Origin of the sequence: Streptomyces sp. NK15101, from assembly GCF_020400725.1 — a bacterium.
GTDB lineage: Bacteria > Actinomycetota > Actinomycetes > Streptomycetales > Streptomycetaceae > Streptomyces.
The window spans coordinates 34,757-53,268 of the sequence record NZ_JAINVG010000002.1; the positions used below are offsets into that span (position 1 = coordinate 34,757).

An 18,512-nucleotide genomic window follows, 5' to 3' on the forward strand; every position below is an offset into this window, starting at 1 on the left:
GGAGTTCGGCCTTTCACCGGAGGAGGTAGGGCATGTTGACGGTCACCGCGCCGGTGGGACAGCGGGCCGCGCACGGGCCGCAGTACCAGCACTCGTCCACGTGCATGTACGCCTTGCCGTCCTCCTCGCGGATCGCGAGCGAGTCGAGCGGACACATGTCGACGCACAGCGTGCAGCCGTCGATGCACTTCGACTCGTCGATGGTGACGGGCACGTCACCGCGCTGGGGGACCACAGGCATGGCTGTCTCCGGGAAAGGGGTGTACGGGGAGGCGGGGGGGAGGTCAGAGGGAGCGGCGGAGCACGCCGCTCATGGTGATGCGGTCGCCGCGGAACCGGATGAACTCCAGGTCCACCGGCCGCCCGTCGGGCAGACGGGTCAGCCGCTCCAGCATCAGGACGGCGGCGCCGCGCGGCGCCTGGAGGACGGCGGCGGAGTGCGCGTCGGCGTTGACGGCCTCCAGGGTGATCTCGGCGTGCCCGAGCGGACCGCCGGTCAGCTGCTCCAGGAGCCGGAACACGTCCGTGTTCTCGAGGTCGCAGCCGAGGAGCTCGCCCCCGATGTCCATCGGGAGGTACGACAGGTCGAGCGAGAGCGGCAGTCCGTTCAGGCGGCGCAGCCGCTCGACGCAGAGCACGTCCGCGTGTTCGGGCAGGCCCAGCCGGTGGGCCACCGGCCCCGGGGCTCCGACCGGGCCCATCGTCCGGACCTCGTTGGTGACCCTGCCGTGCTCGTGCAGGGTCTCGGCGAGGCCCTGGAGCCGGTCGAGACCGTGCGGGTACTTCTCGCAGACCACCACCGTCCCGACCCCCGGCTGCCGGTCGACCAGCTGCTCGCCGCGCAGCAGGTCGAGCGCCTGCCGGACGGTGTTGCGACTGGCCCGGTAGTCGGCCGCGATCACGTCCTCCAGAGGGAGGACCCCACCGGGGAAGCCGCCCGCCAGGATCTGGTGGCGCAGCAGGTCGGCGAGCTGCCGCGCCCGGTCGGCCCTCAGTCGCCGACGGCGGGCGGCGGCGACGGGGCGGGCGGCGGGAGCGGGTTCGGCGGGCATGGGACGGAACGTAGCGGCGGACCGGCCCCGATGGTGTTGCCGCAGTATTGCGCCACCTGACACCCCTTCCGTACGTCTCTGACCTGCGACGACGGCGGGAAGACGGCGAGATCCGCCACCCCGGCGCCCAGTACGTGGACAGCCGGCCGCCCACCATGTGGGAGGGATCAGGCGGCCGGACCGTGGACCTGGCCCCGGAGGGCCACCGAGAGGTGGTGGTGCAGCATGCCGAGGACCGGCTCGTCCGGGGCGAACAGGCCGGCGGCCAGCTTCCAGTACCGGGGGAGCACGGGGCTGTCGTCCAGGGCGAGCAGCCCGACGAGCCGGCGCCGGAAGTCCGGCGTGTCCGCCTCCCCGCGCGCCCGGGCGTAGGCGGAGACGAAGCAGTCCAGGGCCCCGCCGTCCTGCGGCGCCCGCCCGGCCCGCAACTCGGCGGAGGCCAGCCCGTACGCCTCGGCGAGACCCTCGTAGAGCACGACCGGACGGTACTCGCCGTCCGGCAGCGGCGGCGCGGGCCGGAACTCCGGCCGTTCGAGGCGCGGGTCGGTGACGAACGCGTGCAGCCGCGCGAACGCGAGCACCTGCTCGGCGTCCGGCTCCTCCGGGGGCCGCGGCACCACCGCGTCGAGGACCGAGGCCACCACCCGCCCCGGCAGCCGCACCGGCAGGGCCCGCCGCCAGAACCGGACCAGGGCGTCCGTGTCCGGCGGGGCGGGCAGCGCACCGAGGAGCCGCAGCCGCTCCGCGCGTTCGCCTGCGGCGCACTCCTGGAGCAGCCGCAGGGAGGCCTCCTTCCAGCGCAGCGCCACCAGTTGGGAGCCGACGTCCCTCAACCGGCCCGCGACGGCCTCCTCGAGGACCGCGTCGGCCCCGTCCCCCTCGAGGACCCGCTCCACCTCGGGCACCGGCAGGTCGAGGGAGCGCAGCGACCGGATGAACCGCAGCCGGTCGAGCGCCTCGGCCCCGTACCTGCGATGACCGCCGGAGCTGCGGGCCGCCTCGGGCAGCAGACCGCGGTCGGAGTAGAACCGCACGGTCTTGACGGTGACACCCGCCCGCGCGGCCAGCTCCCCGATGCTCCACAGGCCGTCGGACGACACGGGGTGAACCTCCTTCGGCGGGAACCGGTGATCTCCGGCCCGTCCATTCTGTCGCGCGGCTCCCGACCGGCGGACTTGAATCTCCCGCAGGGGGAGTTCCTAGCGTGACCGCGAGACATCCCCGAGGAGTGACGAGGAGACGGTCATGACGGCTTTCGTGCTGGTGTCGGACGCCTTCACCGGTGGCTGGGTGTGGGAGGAGACCGCCGCCCGGCTGCGGGAGGCGGGAGCGGAGGCGCATCCGGTGACCCTGACCGGGACGGGGGACCGGCGCGCCGAGGCCGGTCCGGAGACCGGCCTGGAGACGCACGTCGGGGAGCTCGTCCGGCTGCTCGACGGGATCACGGCGGCCGAGGTGGTCCTCGTCGGGCACGGCTACGGCCTGTACCCGGTGTTCGGCGCCGCCGACCGGCGGCCCGGACGCGTCGCCCGGATCGTCTCCGTGGACACGGGACCCCCGCAGGGCGGCGAGCCCGCCGTGCGTTCCGTACCCGACCCCGGAGTCCGCGAGCTGCTCTCCGGGCGACCCGACGCGGCGGTCCCGCCGCCCGCGCCGGGCACCTGGCCGCGGTGGGGCAGCGTCGAGGGGATCCCCGCCGACGCCCTCGCCCGCCTGGAGCGCGAGGCCGCCCCCCAGCCGGCCCGCACCCTCACCGAGCCGCTCCGCCTGACCGGCGCCGTGGACGCCCTGCCGACCACCGGCGTCCTGTGCGCCGCCAACGGACAGAGCATCGCCCTGGTCGAGATGGCGGTGGCCTCGGGCCCGCCCCAGTTCCGGGCGCTGACCGAGGACCGGTTCCGCTTCTTCGAACTCCCCACCGGCCACTGGCCGATGCTCTCCGCGGCCGGTGAGCTGGCCGGGGTGCTGCTCCGCGCGGCCGCCGGCGAGGGCCACCGGGTGACGGCTCCCGAGAACGGCCACGAACAGCCCTCCCACCTCCTGCCCTTCCTCGTCGACGTGCCCGAGCGGCCGCGCGAGCGCGTCGGACGGGTCGACCTCCACCTCCCGGACGCCGACGGGCCCCGCCCGGCGGTCGTCTTCGTCCACGGCGGCCCCGTCGAGCCCGACCGGCGGCCCACCCCGCGGGACATGCCGTTCTTCCTGGGGTACGGCCGCTACGCGGCGGGCGCGGGCGTCGTCGGCGTCACGGTGGACCTCCGGCTCCACGGCCTCGCCGACTACCCGCGGGCCGCCCAGGACCTCGCCGACGCCGTCGGGCAGGTCCGCGCCGACCCGCGCGTCGACGGGGACCGGATCGCGCTCTGGTTCTTCTCCACCGGCGGGCTCCTCGCGGCGGACTGGCTGGCCGCGCCCCCGCCGTGGCTGCGCTGCGTGGCGGCGAACTATCCCGCCCTGGCGCCGCTGCCCGGCTGGGAGACGGTCGAATCCCGCTTCCGTCCGGTGGACACCGTGGGGACGGCGGACGGACCGCCGGTCGTCCTGACCCGTGCCGGTCTGGAACACGAGGTCATCGCGGCGACCGTCGAGCGGTTCCTCGCCGCCGCCGAGAAGCGCGGGGCCGACGTCGAGGTCGTCGACGCACCGCACGCCCACCACGGCTTCGAACTGGTCGATCCCACCGACGAGTCCCGAGCGGTCCTGGAGCGCTCCGTGCGCGCGGTCCTCGCCCGCCTGCGGGACTGACCCGCGCGGGCCGGGGGGGAGGGGGAGCCCCCGGCCCGCGCGTCACCTTCCGGGCGGGAGGAGAGCCCCGCCCGTGCGTCACCGTCCCGCCGGCCGCCGCCCGCGTCGGGGGACGGAGTCCAGCAGGAGCCGCGTGTACGGGTGCTCAGGCGCCTCCAGGACGCGTGCGGTCGGGCCCGTCTCCACGACCCGGCCGGACCTCAGCACCAGGACCTCGTCCGCGACGTGCCGGACCACGGCCAGGTCGTGGGTGACGAACAGGTAGCCGATGCCCGACTCGCGGCGGATCGCGCCGAGGAGTTCGAGGATCTGCGCCTGGATCGACACGTCGAGCGCGGCGACCGCCTCGTCGAGGACGAGCACCCTGGGCTCCACGGCGAGGGCGCGCGCGATCGCCACGCGCTGACGCTGCCCGCCGGAGAGGCCCCGGGGGAGGGCCGAGGCCTCGCGGGCGCCGAGACCGACCTGGTCGAGGAGCTCGGCGACCCGGGCCCGGCGCCCGTCCCCGTCGAGGCCGGTGTGGAGGCGCAGCACCTCGTCCAGACAGCCCGAGACGGGCACCCGGGGATCGAGCGAGAGGTACGGGTCCTGGAAGACCATCTGGATCTCGCGTGCCCTGGCGAGCCGCTCGGCCCGGCCCCGGGCCCGGGTGGAGCGGTCCCGGCCGTCGAGGCGGACCGTGCCGCCGTCCGGGCGCTCCAGGCCCACGAGCATCCGGACCGTGGTCGTCTTGCCGCTGCCGGACTCCCCGACGAGGGCGAGGCAGGACCCGGGCGCGAGCGCGAAGGACACGCCGTCGACCGCCGCGTGGTCCCCGTACCGCTTGCGCAGGCCCTCGACGACCAGCCCCTCCTCGAACACGACGGTCACAGCGTGATCCCTTCTTCGGCGCGGTGGCAGGCGGCGAGCCCGTCCCCGTGGCGTACGAGCACGGGCTTCTCCTCGGCGCAGCGCGGCAGCGCGTGGGCGCAGCGCGCGGTGAAGGAGCAGCCGGGCGGCGCCTCCGCGAGGGAGACGGGCCGTCCCGGGATGGGCCGGGGAGCCGGCGCGCCCGCTTCGAGACGCGGGGTGCAGGCCAGCAGGCCCGCCGTGTACGGGTGGCGCGGCGAGTCGAACAGCTCGTCCGTCGACCGGGTCTCCACGATCCGGCCCGCGTACATGACGTACACCCGGTCGCAGACGGCGGCGGCCAGTTCGAGGTCGTGGGTGACGAACAGCATGCCCGTGCCCCGTTCGGCCCGCAGCCGGGCCAGGATCGAGACGACCTCGGCCTGCGTGGTGACGTCGAGGGCGGTGGTCGGCTCGTCGGCGACGAGGAGGGCCGGCTCGCTCGCCAGGGCCGCCGCGATGACGACCCGCTGGAGCATGCCGCCGGAGAACTGGTGCGGACGGCGGCGCAGGGCGCCGCGCGGGTCGCGGATGCCGACCGCGTCGAGGAGTTCCTCGGCGCGGGCGGTCGCCTCGGCGGCGGGCGTCCCGGCCGCGCGCAGTCCCTCGGTGAGGAAGTCGCCCACCCGCCGCAGCGGGTTGACGGAGGCGCGCGGGTCCTGGAAGACCATGGAGACCTGCCGGGCGCGCAGCGCGGTCAGTTCCGCGCGGTTCATCGTGAGGACGTTCCGCCCGGCGACCCGGACCTCCCCGTCGGTGCGGGCGCCGGCGGGCAGCAGACCGAGGACGCTGCGGCAGGCCACGGACTTGCCGGAGCCGGACTCGCCGACCAGCCCGACCGTCTCCCCGGCCCGGACCGTCAGGCTCACCCCGTCCAGGACCGGCCGGGCGGCCCGGTCGCCGGCCAGGCGGACGCCGAGGCCCTCGATCTCCAGGACCGGCGCTTTCGACTCCGTACCCATCGTGTTCACCGCTCCCGCTTCGCGATCCGGTCGGCGAGCCCCTCGCCGACGATGCCGAACGCCACCACGGCGAGCACGATGCACGCGGAGGGCGCGAGGGCCGGCAGCATCGCCCCCTGCAGGACGGCCGCCTGCCCCTCGTTGATCATGGCGCCCCAGTCGGCGGCCGGCGGCTGCACCCCGAAGCCGAGGAAGGACAGGGCCGCCAGGTCCATCAGCGCGTACCCGAAGTTCATCGCGGACTGGGCGAAGACCGTCGGCGCGATGTTCGGCAGGAGATGGCGCGCGCAGACGGTCCAGCCGGACCAGCCCTGCACCCGGTACGCCTCGATGTACGGCCGGGCCTTCTCCTGCCGCGCGATGCCCCGTACGAGCCGGCCCACGTACGGGGTGTAGGCGACGGACATGGCGATCACGGGTGCGGTGAGTCCCTCGCCGACGACCGACACGAGCAGGATCGCGAGCAGCAGACCGGGAATCGCGAAGACGAGGTCCATGGACCGGGAGAGCACCGTGTCCACCCAGCCGCCGCGCCAGGCCGCCACCACGCCGAGGAGGGTGCCGAGCAGGGTGGACACGCCGACGACGAGCAGCGGTCCGAGCAGTCCGGTGCGGGCGCCGTGGAGCAGCCGGGACAGGACGTCCCGGCCCGACTGGTCCGTGCCGAGCAGGTGGTCGCCGGTGGTGCCGACGAGACTCGCCGACAGGTCGAGCGCCTCGGGATCGTACGGGGCGAGGGCGGGCGCGAGCAGGGCGACCAGGACGAGCGCGGCGAGCACCGCGACCGAGACCGCGAAGAGCGGTCCCTGACCGAACGGGCGCAGGGCGCGCAGCCCGGGCCTGCGGTACGGCACCGCGGAGGTGGTGGAGGTCATGAGGAGCCTTCCCCGAGGGAGAGACGGGGGTCGATGAGCGGGGCGAGCAGGTCGACGACGAGGTTGACGAGGACGAAGGCCGCGACGCTGAGCAGCGTGACCGCCTGCACGACCGCGAAGTCCTTGGCGGTGACGGACTGCACGAGCAGCGAGCCGAGCCCGGGGACGTCGAAGGCGGTCTCGACGATCGAGGTGCTGACGAGGAGGCCGGCGAGCATCGTGCCGCCGACGGTGACGACGGGCCCGAGCGCGTTCCGCAGCACGTGCCGGCGGACCACGGACCGGCCCGCGACGCCCCGGGCGCGCGCCACCTCGACGTGCTCGCGCCCCAGTTCGTCGAGCATCGCCGAGCGGGTCACCCGGGCGAGGAGCCCCGCGAAGGACAGCGCCAGGGCGAAGGCCGGCAGCGTCAGCTGGTACAGCCGCTCGGAGAGGTCCGCCGGGGTGCCGCCGCCCGGCCCCGGGAACCAGCCGAGCCGGACGGAGAAGAGCGAGACGAGCGCGATGGCCGTCACGAACGGGGGCGTGGCGGTGGCGACGCCGGTGCCGATGAGCACCAGCCGGTCCGTCAGGCCGGGGCGCAGGGCGGCGAGGATGCCGGCGGTCACCCCGAGCACCGCGACGAGCACGGCGGCACAGCCGACGAGCAGGGCGGTGCCGGTGAGGCGCGAGCCGATGAGCGGGGCCACGTCCTGGTGGTACTGGGCGGAGCGGCCGAAGTCGCCGCTCAGCACGGAGCCGAGCCACTTCGCGTACTGGGTGACCAGCGGGTCGTCGAGGTGGTGCTCCGCCCGCAGGGCCGCCACGGCCTCGGGGGTCGCGGGGCGGCCGTGCAGCAGGAACGACACCGGGTCGCCGGGGGCCAGGTGGACGGAGCCGAAGACCACGAGGGAGGTCACGAACAGCACCGCCGCCAGGCCGAGGAGCCGTCCGACGAGGTAGCGCGTCATCGCTTCGCGGCCCCGATCGTCGCGGCCCACGGGTAGTAGAGCTGGGCGATGCCGGTCGGGGCACCGGTGATCCGCTTGCCGAGGAAGACCGAGTAGGGCGCCTCGTACACGGGGATGACGGGCAGCTCGTCGAGCGCGATCTTCTGGAGCTTCGCCGTGAGTTCGGCGCGCTTGGCCGGGTCGGGCTCGGAGTTCGCCTTGTCGAAGGCGACGTCGAACTCGGCGTTCGACCAGCGGCCGTAGTTCCCGAAGTCGCCGGTGCGCAGGTACTGGTAGAACTCCAGCGGGTCGGGCGTGTTGTCGTAGCCGTTGGTGATGACGAGGTCGAGGCCCTCGCGCGAGTCCGGGTCGACGAAGATGCTGCTGTACGCGTCGGGCGAGACCGGCTTCAGCACGACGTTCAGGCCGATCTGACGGCCCGCCGCCTGGACGGCGTTCGCGACGACGCTGATCTCGGGCGCGAGGGTGCTGGTGGCGAGGGTGAGCGTCCGGCCGCTCGCGTGCGCCTCCTGCACGAGCTTCTTCGCCGCCTCGGCGTCGTACACGGGCTCGGGCAGCGTGTCGTAGAGCTGCGCCGTCTTCTCCGGGGCCAGCGCCCAGGCGCCGCGCGCGGCGGGGGCCTTGGCGGGGACGCCGACGCCGCCGGCCGCGGCCTTGACGATGTTCTTCCGGTCGAGTGCCATCGACAGGGCCCTGCGGACCTTGAGGTTCCCGAGCACGCCGTGGAAGTCGAGGACCGCGAGGTTCGCGGCGCCGGTGTTGGGGCCGAAGAGGAGCGAACCCTTGCCGCCGGCCCTCAGCTGGGCGAAGGAGGTGGACGGGACCATGTAGCCGCCGTCCGCCGTGCCGGACAGGAGGGCGTTGGAGCGGGCCGCGGCGTCTTCGACGAAGGTGAACTTCACCTTCTCGGACTTGGGCGTGAGCGACTTGTCCCAGTAGGCGGCGTGCTTCTTGAGGGTGATGCTGTCGCCCTGGGCCCAGCTGTCGAGGGCGTAAGGACCGGTGCAGTTCAGCTTGCCCTGGGGGGTGCCGTAGTCCTTGCCCTCCTCCGCCAGCGAGGCGGCGCTGACGACGGTGCCGGGGGAGGCGGCCATCAGCTCGGAGAAGAGGACGTCCTCCTTGCCGAGGCGGATCGTCACCTCCAGCGGACCGGTCTTCTCGACGGCGTCGACGGTCTTGAAGGAGGAGCCCCAGGGGGACCCGGTCTCCGGGTCCATCTGACGCTCGAGGGAGGCGACGACGTCGTCGGCGGTCATGGTGGTGCCGTCGTGGAACTTCACCCCGGGACGCAGGGTGTAGACGAGGGTGCGCGGGTCGGGCCGCGACCACTTCACGGCGAGGCCGGGCACGATCTTCATGTCGGGGGTGACCCGCAGCAGCTGCTCGCACACGTTGGCGAGGACGGTGTTCGGCGGGTAGTCGTACGCGAGGGCGTAGTCGAGGGTGTACGGCTCGGCGTACAGGGACCAGGTGAAGGAGTCCAGCGGGCCCTGCGCGGGCGGCGAGGTGGGGCTGACCTCGAAGTTCGTGCCGCCGTCGGCCGCGGGCGGGGTCGTGGCGCCGGAACAGGCGCCGGTGGTGGCCGCGAGCGCGGCGGTACAGGCGAGAAGCGCGATGGCTCTGGGCATGCGCATGGGGACCCACCCCTTTACGGGTGTAGTGACGGGCTCGGGGGGATGGAGCGAGTATTGGTGCGGGAACGTTCCCGCACAAGACCTTCACCCGACTTTGCGGGAACGGTTTTGCAAGGGTCACGGGGGTGGCAGCATCACCCCCATGACCGAAGCTTCACGGCACGGCGGGCAGCCCTCGCCGCCCACCCCGCGCGTCCGCCTCGTCGATGTCGCCCGCGAGGCGGGCCTGTCCAAGACGACCGTCTCCGCGGCGCTCAACGGCACCGGCAGGCTCTCCCCCGAGGTGCGGGAGAAGGCCCGCGAGACCGCGCGCAGAATGGGCTACCGGCCCAACGCCACCGCACGCCATCTGCGCGCGGGACGGGCCCGGTTGATCGGATACGTGGTCGGCGAGTTCGCCGCCACTCCCTGGGCCACCTTTCTCGAGTCGCCGTACTTCGCCCGGCTGACCGGCGTCACCGCGGCCACCGCGCTGCGCCGCGGCTACGCCGTGGTGCTGCTGCCCGCCGGCTCCCTGCAGAGCGAGTGGGCCGACCTGTCCCTCGACGCGGTGGTCGTCGCCGACCCCGTCGCCGACGACCCGGTCGTCGAAGGCCTCCTGGCGGCCGGCATCCCCGTCTTCACGGACCGCTCCGTCGAGGGGCTCCCGGGCGCCTACTGGGTGGACGTCGACGCGGCCGGCGCCGTCCGCGTGGCCCTCGACCACCTCCACGAACAGGGGGCCAGGCGGCCGGTCGTGGTGGTGCCGGACAGCACCACCCGCTTCCACGCCGAGGTGTACGCCGCACACCGCGAGTGGTGCGCCGCCCACGGCCTGCCGGAGCGGGTGGTGCGGGTCGGGGAACCCGGCGACGCGCCGGTCGTGCGCGGCGTCGAGGCCGCGCTGACCGCCGACGGGCGGGAGCGCCCCGACGCCCTGCTCGTGGTCGCGGAGGCGAGTCCGCCCCTCGTTCTGGAGGCGGCGCGCCGCCACGGGTACGCGGTCCCGGACGACCTGCTGGTCGTCCTGGTCAGCGAGGACGCCACGGCCCTGCTCACCGACCCGCCGGTGACCACCCTGAGCCTGCGGCCCGAGGCGATCGCGGAGGCCGGCGTCGAGCACCTCGTCGCGGTCCTGGAGCACGGCCGCCGGGAGCCCACCGGGACGCTCGTGGAGACGCGCCTCGACGTGCGGGCCTCATCGGTCAGGCCTTCTTCGTAGGTCCGGTCAGACCGCGTGCACCAACCGTCCGCCGACGTAGGTCCGCTCCACCCGGGCCTCGGCGATCTCCTCCGGCGGCCCGGTGAGGATGTCCCGGTCCAGGACGACCAGGTCGGCGAGGTGGCCGGGGCGCAGGCTGCCGGTGTCGTCGAGGCCGTTCACGTGCGCGGTGCCCGCCGTGTAGGCGGCGAGCGCCGTGGTGAGGTCGAGGCGCTGCTCGGGGTAGAAGACCCGGCCGTCGGCGGCCTCGGGGTCGCGGCGGTTCACGGCGACGTGGATGCCCGCGATCGGGTCCGGGCTGCTGACCGGCCAGTCGCTGCCGGCGGCGAGGGTGGCCCCGGCCCGCACCAGATCGCCGAACGGGTACTGCCAGGCGGCGCGTTCGGGACCCAGGAAGGGAATCGTCAGCTCGTCCATCTGCGGCTCGTGCGCCGCCCACAGCGGCTGGATGTTGGCGATGGCGCCGAGCCGCGCGAACCGGGCCAGGTCGTCGGGGTGGACGACCTGGAGGTGCGCGAGGTGATGGCGGTTGCCGCGCCGCCCGTTCGCGGCGATCGCGGCCTCCAGCGCGTCCAGGGCCTCGCGCACGGCCCGGTCGCCCAGGGCGTGGAAGTGGACCTGGAAGTCGAGGGCGTCGAGCTCGGTCACGTACCCGCGCAGCGCCCCGGGATCGACGAAGCTCAACCCGCTGTTGGCGGTGGCGCAGCCGCAGCCGTCCAGGTACGGGGCGGTCATGGCGGCGGTGAAGTTCTCCGCGATGCCGTCCTGCATGATCTTCACGGAGCCGGCGCGGAACCGGCCGAGGGTGAACTTCTCGCGACGGGCGACCAGTTCGGGTATCTGCTCGGAGCCCCGCTCCCGGTCCCACCAGAGCGCCCCGGTCACCCGGGCGGTCAGCGAACCGTCGCCGGCGGCCGTCAGATACGCCTCCGACGGGTCGGTCATGCCGCCGAAGGAGCCGAGCAGCGCGTCCTGCCAGGCCGTGATGCCGAGCGAGTGCAGCAGCTTCTGGGCGCGCAGCAGGCCGGCGAGACGCTCCTCGGCGGTCGTCGGCGGCACCAGCCCGGCCACGAGCCCGATCGCGCCCTCCTGGAGCATGCCGCTGGGGGAGCCGTCCGCCTCCCGCTCGATCCGTCCGTCGGCCGGATCGGGAGTGGCGGCGGTGAGTCCCGCGAGTTCGAGGGCGCGGGAGTTGGCCCAGGCGCCGTGGTGGTCCCGGTTCGACAGCAGGACCGGCCGGTCGGGGACGACGGAGTCGAGCAGCTGCCGGGTGGGCAGTCCGCCCTCGAAGCTCTCCATCGACCAGCCGCCGCCGGTGATCCAGGCGTGCTCCGGACGGGCGTCGGCGTACTCCCGGATCCGCTCCAGGTAGTCGGCGACGCCGACCGTGCCGGTGAGGTCGCACTCGGCCAGCTCCTTGCCGCCGGAGACGGCGTGGACGTGGGCGTCCTGGAACCCGGGCAGCAGCAGCTTCCCCGTCAGGTCCACGACCTCCGTGCCGGGCCCGACGAGGTCCCGCACCTCGTCGTGGCCGACCGCCGCGATCCGCTCGCCGACGACGGCGAGCGAGGTCGCCCGGGTGCGGGCCGGGTCGGCCGTGAAGACGGGCCCGCGGGTGAAGACCAGATCGGCCGTGGTCATGGGCGCTCCAGAACAGGTGGTGTCGGTTGGATGGGCGCCATGCAAGCGGGCGGGCCGTTTACACGTCAATGGTGTTGACGTAAGGTCCGGCCATGTCCGAACGCGTGGTCCCCGAAAGCAGGCGGCAGCGCCGCCGCCCCACCAAGCAGGGCGCCGTCCTCTCGGAGCGGCTCATCGTCGAGACCGCGCTGCGCCTGATCGCGCAGCACGGCGCGGAAGCCCTCTCGGTACGGAGGCTGGGCGCCGCGCTCGGCGCCGACCCCACGGCCCTGTACCGCTACTTCCGGAACACGGACGCCCTGCTCCTCGCCGTGGCGGACGAGATCATCGGCCGCGCGCAGGAAGGCTGGACGGCCACCGGCGACTGGCGAACGGACCTGCGTGAGCTGGGCCTCCGCATCCACGGCTGCTACCAGGCCTACCCGCAGGCGGCGGCCCTCGCGGCCCACCGCACCACCGGCCGGCCGTACGAGACCCGGGCCGTCGAGCGGATCCTCGGCGTCCTGCGCTCGGCCGGCTTCCCGGACGCCCTCGCCGTGCGGATCTACCACGCCTTCGTCGACCAGGCCCTCGCCTTCGCGGCCCAGGACGCCGCCGCGCTCGCCCTGCCGCCCGCCGCCCGGGAGAAGGAGGCGGAGGTCTGGCACGCGGTCTACGGCAGGCTGTCGCCCGACACCCATCCGAACATCGCCGCGACCTTCCCCCTGCTCGCCGCCGACATGCGCGACAGCGGCTACCCGTTCGCCCTGGAACTCCTGCTCGGGGCGGTGGCGGCGCTGCGTCCGGCGGACGGTTGACCCGAGGTCCTGAGACCGGGGGAAGGGCCTGGGGGGGGGCGCCGCGGCGCGGACCGGATGCGGGGCTCGCGGGGGCTCCGCGGCGCGGACCGGATGCGGGACCGGTGAGGGCACCGTGGCGCGAGTCGCCTTGTGCGGAGAGACTTCTGACGAAGCGACACGTCCGCGCGAAAGGACCCACGTGCTCTCCATACGCAGCGCACTCGCCCTCCCCCTCGCCGCCGCCTCCCTGGCCCTGGCGACCCCGCCCGCCCCGGCGGCCGGGACGGCCGCCGTCTCCGTCGAGGAGGCCCGGCTCGACCGGGCCGCACCCCGGGAGATCCTGCGGAGCAGCGGATTCGACTCCCTGGCACCGGAGTTCGCCGAGGCCCTCGCCGCCTCCGACTCCTTCGCCGCGGCCGAGAGGACGGTCGGCCGTTACGGATCGGGGCTCTGGCGACGGGCCGTGGACCGGGCGCAGGGCCGGGGCGACGCGGGCGGCACCCTTTCGCGGGACGACGACCGGCCGCTGTACTGGTCGCGCCTCGCGCTCACCCGCGAACTCCGCTCCTGGCAGCCGGGTTTCACGATCACCGAGGAGGGCCGGACCCGGCTGCTCGACCGGCTCGAACGCTCCTCGCGCGGCCAGGACTCGATCCGCCACCCGGCCGGGAAGGGCGTGAAGCGGATCCTGCTGACCGGCTTCGACCCGTTCACGCTCGACCGGGACACCCGGATCAGCAACCCGTCCGGGGCCGCGGCGCTCGCCCTGGACGGCACCTGGCTGCGGACCTCCGACGGCTCCCTCGCCCGGGTCGAGACGGCCGTCTTCCCCGTCCGCTGGCAGGACTTCGCCGACGGAACGGTCGAGCGGACGCTGCGCCCGCACCTGCCGGAGGTGGACCTCTTCACCACGGTGAGCCAGGGCCGGCCCGGCCGCTTCGACATCGAGCGGACCAACGGGGCCTGGCGCGGCGGCTTCCCCGACAACGAGAACCTGTCGCGCACCGGGACCGTGCCCGTCGCCGACCCGGCCACGCAGCCGCAGTGGACGTCGACGACCCTTCCGCACGCGGCGATCACGGCGGCGTCCACCGGCCGTTTCCCGGTCTACGACAACACCTCGGTGACCGAGCTGCCGGCCGGGGCGGTCACGCCCGTGGTCCGCCCCGACGGGCCGACGCCCGGCTCCGCGGCCCGGGCGGGCGGCGGCGGGAACTACCTGTCCAACGAGATCGCCTACCGGGCCACCCTGCTGCGCGACCGCCTCGGCCTGGCGGACCTGCCCGGCGGCCATGTGCACACGCCGGTCCTCCAGTTCGGCCCGGGCAACACCGACCCGGCGACGGGCACGGTCACCGACGCCGAGTTCGTACGGAACCGGCTCGACATCATCGCCCAGGTGCGGGCGATCGTCGCCGTGGCCGCCGGGTCGCGGTAGCGCTTCGCGCGACCGTCGGCGCCCCCTTCGTCCCGCGGGCGGAGGGGGCGCGCCGCCGCCGGGAGCCCGTGGGGCGGCGCGCCCGTCGGCCCGTCAGCCCGTCGTGACCGGGGAGAAGCGGCCCACCGCGGCCAGGTCCGCGCTGATCAGCGCGGCCGTCTCGCGCAGCGGCGGCAGCAGGGCGGCGAGGCTCTCCTCCGGGGTGGCCCGGCCCGCGTGCAGGGCCACGTTGACCGCGGCGACCGCCCGGCCCGCACCGTCCGTGACCGCCACCGCCAGCGAGCGGAGCCCCTCCTCCAACTCCTGCTCCACCCACCCGTAGCCGCGTGCCGCGGTCGCCGCCACGGCCTCGTCGAGCCCCTCGTGGGTCGTCACCGTGCGCGGGGTGAGCGCCTCCGGCGTGATCCGGCCGAGCCGCGCGGCGCGCTCCGCCGCGGGCAGCGCCCCGAGCAGGACGCGGCCCATGGAGGTCGCGTACGCGGGGAGCCGGGTGCCCACCGTGATGTCGATGTGCATGATGCGGGTGCCGGCGACCCGGGCGACGTACCGGATGTCGTCCCCGTCGAGCACGGCGACGGACGCCGACTCGTGGATCCGCAGCACGAGGGCGACGAGGTGCGGGGTGGCGATCTCCGGCAGGGTCAGGCCGGAGAGCCGGGCGTAGCCGAGCTCCAGGACCCGGGGGAGGACGAGGAAACCGTCCGGCTCCTCCCGTACGTATCCCAGATGGCGCAGGGTGATCAGCGACCGGCGGGCGGTCGCGCGGGGCAGCCCGGTCAGCCGGGCGAGTTCGGCGAGCCGGACGGGCCCCCGGACGGAACCGAAGGCGCGCAGGACGTCGAGGCCGCGCGCGAGCGACTGGAGGAAGCCCGAGCCGAGCTCTTCCTTGAGCGTGGGCGCCGAAGCCGTCGGCGCGGGCGCCGGTTCGGCGGGGGCGGGTGCCGCCGCCAGCGCGGCCTCCATCGCCGTGACCGCGCGGCGGAGCGGCGGCAGGGCCTGCGCCGCGAGGGACGCGGCGCTGTGCCGGCTGGTGTGGCTGACGACGCTGACCGCGCAGACCGCCGTGCCGTCCGGTCCCCGCACCGGCAGCGCGACGGCGAGCAGACCCGGCTCGATCAGCTGGTCGTCCACGGCGAGTCCGGACTCGCGGGCCTCCCGCACCCGGTCGAGGAACTCCGCCTCGACCTCCTCGGGGGCGGGGGCCGTCCCGGCCGGCCGCGGCGGCACGGAGGGGAAGCCGGCGTCCAGGGGGTCCTTCGCGCGCCGGTCCCGCCACCGGTCGAGGTCCGCCGCGTCCCAGGCCGCGGCGAACAGGGCGCCGGGCGCGCAGCGTTCGGCCGGCAGGAGGTCCCCGGTCCGGAAGGAGATCGCCATCGCCCGGCGGCGGGTGGCCTGGGCGAGGAAGCGGACGCCGTCGCCGTCCGGGACGGCCACGGACACCGACTCGTCGAGCGCGTCGGCGAGGGCGACGGCATGCGGTCCGAGGAGCTCCGGCAGTCCGCAGGAGGCCAGATAGGCGTTGCCGAGCTCGGCGGCTCCGGGCGCGAGCAGCAGGTCGCGGCCCTCGGCCCTGAGGACGCCGAGGCGGACGAGGGTCGTCGCGACCCGGTCGACGGTGGAGCGGGCGAGCCCGGTCGTCCGGGCGAGGTCGCCGGGGCGGTGCCGGACCTCGGGGCCCGCGGCCATGACGCGGAGCACGGCGAGCCCGCGTTCGAGCGGCCCGACCAGCTCGTCGGGTGCGCCCGGCGCTTCGGGGGCGGTCGATACGCCGGGCGCGCCCTGTGCCTCGGCCGCGGCCGGTCCGGCGGGTGCGCCCCCTCCGTCGGCCGCGGCCGGCCGGTCGGGTGCGTCCGGGGCCTCGATCGGCTGCGGCATCGTCCGGACTCCTCGTGGGTGGTGGGTGGAGCGGCACCGGGAGACGGCGCGGGGAAACCGTACCCGCGCCGTTGACATGGCCCGTGGCGCGGATGGACACTCACCCCCGCCAAAATTCTGAACTCAAGTTCAGCAGGCGAACACGCGCAGCGTCAATCCCGAGTGAAACGGGTCGTTACATGGACAAAGTGGTCGCCAGTGCCGCCGAAGCGGTGGCGGACATCGAGGACGGCGCCTCGCTCGCCGTCGGAGGCTTCGGACTGAGCGGCGTACCGGACGTGCTCATCCGCGCCCTGCACGCCCACGGCCCCGGGGACCTCTCCGTCGTCTCCAACAACTGCGGCGTCGACGGCGGAGGCCTGGGCGTCCTCCTCGCGGCCGGCCGCATCAGCCGCGTCACCGGCTCCTACATCGGTGACAACAAGGAGTTCGCCCGCCGCTACCTCGGCGGCGAGCTCGAACTGGAACTCACCCCCCAGGGCACCCTGGCCGAACGGCTCCGCGCCGGCGGCTGCGGCATCCCCGCCTTCTTCACCCCCGCCGGGACCGGAACCCAGGTCGGCGAGGGCGGACTGCCCTGGCGGTACGCGGCCGACGGCACGGTCGCCGTCGCCTCCCCGCCCAAGGAGGTCCGCGAGTACGACGGACGTCCGTACGTCCTCGAGCACGGCATCACCACCGACTTCGCGCTCGTCCGCGCGGCCCGCGGCGACCGGCACGGCAACCTCGTCTTCGCCCGCGCCGCCCGCAACTTCAACCCGCTCGCCGCCATGGCCGGCCGCATCACCATCGCCGAGGTGGAAGAGCTCGTCGAACCCGGCGGCCTCGACCCCGACCAGGTCCACCTACCGGGCGTCTTCGTCCAGCGGGTGCTGGCCCTCACCCCCGCCCAGGCCGCCGACAAGGGCATCGAACGAAGGACGGTACGCACCCGATGAGCTGGACCAGGGACGAGATGGCGGCCCGTGCCGCCCGCGAGCTGACGGACGGTTCGTACGTCAACCTCGGCATCGGACTGCCCACCCGCGTGCCGAACTTCCTCCCCGACGGCGTCGACGTCGTCCTCCACTCCGAGAACGGGCTCCTCGGCACCGGCCCCTACCCGTACGAGGACGAGGTCGACCCCGACCTGATCAACGCGGGCAAGGAGACGGTCACCGTCCTGCCCGGCGCCGCGTTCTTCGACTCCGCGCTCTCCTTCGGCATGATCCGCGGCGGCCACATCGACACGGCGATCCTCGGCGCCATGCAGGTCTCCGCCCGCGGCGACCTCGCCAACTGGACGATCCCCGGCCGCATGGTCAAGGGCATGGGCGGCGCCATGGACCTCGTCCACGGAGCCCGCCGGGTCATCGTCCTCACGGAGCACACCGCCAAGGACGGCACCCCCAAGCTCGTCGAGGAGTGCTCCCTGCCGCTCACCGGCCGCACCTGCGTCGACCGGATCATCACCGACCTCGGCGTCCTCGACGTCACCGAGGACGGACTCCGGCTCGTCGAGACCGCCCCCGGCGTCACCCCCCAGGACATCGTCCGCCTGACGGCGGCCCCCGTGAAGGTGGAAACCGCAGCATGATCCCGACCCAGCAGGACGTCTCGAAGGAGATCGACGCCCGGCGCGAGGAGTACCTCCGCGCCGGCGAGACCCGGCACCACCCCGCCCGCGACTACCCGCCCTACCGCAGCAGCGCGCTGCGCCACCCCCGGCAGCCGCTGGTCGCCGTGCGCGACCCCGAGGCCGTCGAACTCTCCGGACCGGTCTTCGGAGCCACCGACGTCACCGCCCTCGACGCCGACCTCACCCGCGGCGGCACCGGCGAACCCCTCGGCGAGCGGATCACCGTCACCGGGCGCGTCCTCGACCGGGCCGGCCGTCCCGTCCGCGGCCAGCTCGTCGAGGTCTGGCAGGCCAACGCCGCCGGACGCTACGCCCACCGGCTCGACCAGCACCCGGCCCCGCTCGACCCCCACTTCACCGGCGCCGGCCGCTGCCTGACGGACGACCGGGGCACGTACCGCTTCACCACGATCCGTCCCGGCGCCTACCCCTGGCGCAACCACACCAACGCCTGGCGCCCCGCGCACATCCACTTCTCCCTCTTCGGCAGCGCCTTCACCCAGCGGCTCGTCACCCAGATGTACTTCCCCGGCGACCCGCTCTTCGCCTACGACCCGATCCTCCAGTCGGTCACCGACGACGCCGCCCGCGCCCGGCTCGTCGCCGCCTACGACCACGACCTCACCACCCCCGAACACGCCCTCGGCTACCGCTGGGACATCGTCCTCGACGGGCCCGCCGCGACCTGGATCGAGGAAGGCCGATGACCGGCACGCCCAGCACCGCGCTCCCGACCCCCGCCCAGACCGTCGGCCCCTTCTACGGCTACGCGCTGCCCTTCCCCGGCGGCCCCGACCTCGCCCCCGCCGGGCACCCGGACACCCTCACCGTCCACGGTCACGGCCGCCCGGCCG

17 protein-coding genes and 1 pseudogene are annotated in these 18,512 nt (G+C 74.7%); 8 read left to right on the forward strand and 10 right to left on the reverse strand.

What is annotated here, in order from left to right; genetic code table 11:
• Nucleotides 1–13: 13 nt before the first annotated feature.
• The 3 genes from K7G60_RS01310 to K7G60_RS01320 form a co-directional block, all read right to left on the reverse strand.
• A complete protein-coding gene (locus tag K7G60_RS01310; RefSeq protein ID WP_030689518.1) occupies nucleotides 14–241 on the reverse strand; it encodes a ferredoxin family protein in 228 nt (75 codons plus the stop codon).
• 43 nt (nucleotides 242–284) lie between these two features.
• Nucleotides 285–1,052: a GntR family transcriptional regulator gene (locus tag K7G60_RS01315; protein WP_225798891.1), complete on the reverse strand. Its 768-nt coding sequence runs from the start codon at nucleotides 1,050–1,052 to the stop codon at nucleotides 285–287.
• Between the two features lie 167 nt (nucleotides 1,053–1,219).
• Nucleotides 1,220–2,152 carry a MerR family transcriptional regulator gene (locus tag K7G60_RS01320; RefSeq protein WP_225798892.1) on the reverse strand — a complete coding sequence of 311 codons (933 nt, stop codon included), beginning with the start codon at nucleotides 2,150–2,152 and terminating at the stop codon, nucleotides 1,220–1,222.
• A gap of 145 nt (nucleotides 2,153–2,297) precedes the next feature.
• Between K7G60_RS01320 and K7G60_RS01325 the strand changes: the two genes are divergently transcribed.
• Nucleotides 2,298–3,797: a dienelactone hydrolase family protein gene (locus K7G60_RS01325; protein WP_225798893.1), complete on the forward strand. Its 1,500-nt coding sequence runs from the start codon at nucleotides 2,298–2,300 to the stop codon at nucleotides 3,795–3,797.
• A gap of 78 nt (nucleotides 3,798–3,875) precedes the next feature.
• Here K7G60_RS01325 and K7G60_RS01330 read toward each other — a convergent pair whose 3' ends face one another.
• Genes K7G60_RS01330 through K7G60_RS01350 form a run of 5 tightly spaced genes read right to left on the reverse strand, consistent with a single transcriptional unit; the run spans nucleotide 3,876 to nucleotide 9,106 of the window.
• A complete protein-coding gene (locus K7G60_RS01330) occupies nucleotides 3,876–4,658 on the reverse strand; it encodes an ABC transporter ATP-binding protein (protein ID WP_225799019.1) in 783 nt (260 codons plus the stop codon).
• Between the two features lie 5 nt (nucleotides 4,659–4,663).
• Entirely contained in the window at nucleotides 4,664–5,647 is a 984-nt protein-coding gene (locus K7G60_RS01335; protein ID WP_225798894.1) for an ABC transporter ATP-binding protein, read from the reverse strand.
• A 5-nt stretch (nucleotides 5,648–5,652) separates the two neighbouring features.
• Complete coding sequence (locus K7G60_RS01340; RefSeq protein WP_225798895.1) at nucleotides 5,653–6,522, reverse strand: ABC transporter permease; 870 nt, start codon at nucleotides 6,520–6,522, stop codon at nucleotides 5,653–5,655.
• On the reverse strand, nucleotides 6,519–7,472 hold the full coding sequence (locus K7G60_RS01345; RefSeq protein WP_225798896.1) for an ABC transporter permease: 954 nt from the start codon (nucleotides 7,470–7,472) through the stop codon (nucleotides 6,519–6,521). The genes K7G60_RS01340 and K7G60_RS01345 overlap by 4 nt, the downstream gene beginning before the upstream one ends.
• The gene (locus K7G60_RS01350; RefSeq protein ID WP_225798897.1) at nucleotides 7,469–9,106 is read right to left on the reverse strand and encodes an ABC transporter substrate-binding protein; all 1,638 of its coding nucleotides are present in this window, start codon (nucleotides 9,104–9,106) and stop codon (nucleotides 7,469–7,471) included. Before K7G60_RS01350 ends, K7G60_RS01345 begins: the two co-directional genes overlap by 4 nt.
• A gap of 142 nt (nucleotides 9,107–9,248) precedes the next feature.
• Between K7G60_RS01350 and K7G60_RS01355 the strand changes: the two genes are divergently transcribed.
• Nucleotides 9,249–10,307, forward strand: a complete 1,059-nt coding sequence (locus tag K7G60_RS01355; RefSeq protein WP_225798898.1) for a LacI family DNA-binding transcriptional regulator — start codon at nucleotides 9,249–9,251, stop codon at nucleotides 10,305–10,307.
• 6 nt (nucleotides 10,308–10,313) lie between these two features.
• Here K7G60_RS01355 and K7G60_RS01360 read toward each other — a convergent pair whose 3' ends face one another.
• Complete coding sequence (locus K7G60_RS01360) at nucleotides 10,314–11,948, reverse strand: amidohydrolase (protein WP_225798899.1); 1,635 nt, start codon at nucleotides 11,946–11,948, stop codon at nucleotides 10,314–10,316.
• Nucleotides 11,949–12,040: 92 nt separating this feature from the next.
• On the opposite strand from K7G60_RS01360, the gene K7G60_RS01365 reads away from it, so the two are divergent.
• Together K7G60_RS01365 and K7G60_RS01370 are read left to right on the forward strand one after the other, a co-directional pair.
• Nucleotides 12,041–12,745, forward strand: coding sequence for a TetR/AcrR family transcriptional regulator (locus tag K7G60_RS01365; RefSeq protein ID WP_225798900.1), 705 nt, complete (start codon nucleotides 12,041–12,043; stop codon nucleotides 12,743–12,745).
• A 181-nt stretch (nucleotides 12,746–12,926) separates the two neighbouring features.
• Nucleotides 12,927–14,165, forward strand: a complete 1,239-nt coding sequence (locus K7G60_RS01370) for a pyroglutamyl peptidase (protein ID WP_225798901.1) — start codon at nucleotides 12,927–12,929, stop codon at nucleotides 14,163–14,165.
• Between the two features lie 93 nt (nucleotides 14,166–14,258).
• Here K7G60_RS01370 and K7G60_RS01375 read toward each other — a convergent pair whose 3' ends face one another.
• A complete protein-coding gene (locus K7G60_RS01375; RefSeq protein WP_225798902.1) occupies nucleotides 14,259–16,040 on the reverse strand; it encodes an IclR family transcriptional regulator C-terminal domain-containing protein in 1,782 nt (593 codons plus the stop codon).
• 179 nt (nucleotides 16,041–16,219) lie between these two features.
• Here K7G60_RS01375 and K7G60_RS01380 point away from each other — a divergent pair, with 179 nt between their 5' ends.
• From K7G60_RS01380 to K7G60_RS01395, 4 genes and pseudogenes are all read left to right on the forward strand, one after another.
• Nucleotides 16,220–16,978 (forward strand): CoA transferase subunit A, encoded by a 759-nt coding sequence (locus K7G60_RS01380; RefSeq protein ID WP_225798903.1) that lies wholly within the window; start codon nucleotides 16,220–16,222, stop codon nucleotides 16,976–16,978.
• On the forward strand, nucleotides 16,975–17,616 hold the full coding sequence (locus K7G60_RS01385) for a CoA transferase subunit B (RefSeq protein WP_225798904.1): 642 nt from the start codon (nucleotides 16,975–16,977) through the stop codon (nucleotides 17,614–17,616). Before K7G60_RS01380 ends, K7G60_RS01385 begins: the two co-directional genes overlap by 4 nt.
• On the forward strand, nucleotides 17,613–18,365 hold the full coding sequence (pcaH, locus tag K7G60_RS01390) for a protocatechuate 3,4-dioxygenase subunit beta (RefSeq protein WP_225798905.1): 753 nt from the start codon (nucleotides 17,613–17,615) through the stop codon (nucleotides 18,363–18,365). The genes K7G60_RS01385 and pcaH overlap by 4 nt, the downstream gene beginning before the upstream one ends.
• Nucleotides 18,362–18,508, forward strand: a pseudogene (locus K7G60_RS01395) (protocatechuate 3,4-dioxygenase subunit alpha); the annotation flags it as partial. The gene pcaH and the pseudogene K7G60_RS01395, both read left to right, overlap by 4 nt.
• Nucleotides 18,509–18,512: the final 4 nt, after the last annotated feature.